Source organism: Collimonas sp. GW821-FHT07E08 (assembly GCF_059418905.1).
The window spans coordinates 1-689 of record NZ_JBWKQR010000060.1; the positions used below are offsets into that span (position 1 = coordinate 1).

Here is a 689-nt window from a genome sequence, read left to right on the forward strand (position 1 = left end):
CTATAGGTATAACTGATGGTGCCGTCACTGGTCAGATGGCCCGCTGCATCGTAGGTGTTGCTCTTCGCCGGTGTCGGTCCCGTCGTGGCTGTCAACTGATTGCTATTCGCTGCAACCGTATTGGTGTAGCTGCCGCTGCCAAACGTCGCTTGAATGCGATTGCCGTTCTGGTCGTACTGAAAGCTCTGGTTGCTGGTACTGCTGCTACCCGTGACAGTGTTGAGACGATCCAGATTGTCGTAACCGTAGCTTTGATCGAAGTTGGCCGGCGCGTTGCTGCCAGTCCCCGTACCGCTATGGCTGCTGCCGGTGATCCGACTGGTAGCGTCGTAGCTGACCGTGCGGTTGGTGCCGTTGCTCAAGGCATTGCCCAACGGGTAACTGGTGATACGCCCATCCAGGTCTATCCCCCTGGCATAGGTGTTCGTGCTGGTACTGCTGCTATTGCCCCAAGTCCAGGCATTGACGGGACCAAAGGCTTGATAGCCGATACCCGTCAATAAGGGGATAGTGCTGCCGGTATTGGTGCCGCCGCCGGTAGTATTGGTCGGGTTCAAGGTGAGACTGCTGACTCTTCCTGCCCCGTCGTAGCTATAGTTGATCCGGTTGCCGCTTGGGTAGGTGACGCTGGTCAATTTACCCGTCGTGCTGCCGCTGCTGCCATAGGTGTAACTGATCGTGCTGCTAGC

1 protein-coding gene is annotated in these 689 nt (G+C 57.2%); it reads right to left on the reverse strand.

Going from position 1 to position 689, the window contains the following annotated elements:
* Nucleotides 1-689, reverse strand: a 689-nt coding sequence (locus AC07RZ_RS24155; protein ID WP_494669876.1) for an RHS repeat domain-containing protein, incomplete at both ends; no start/stop codon positions are given.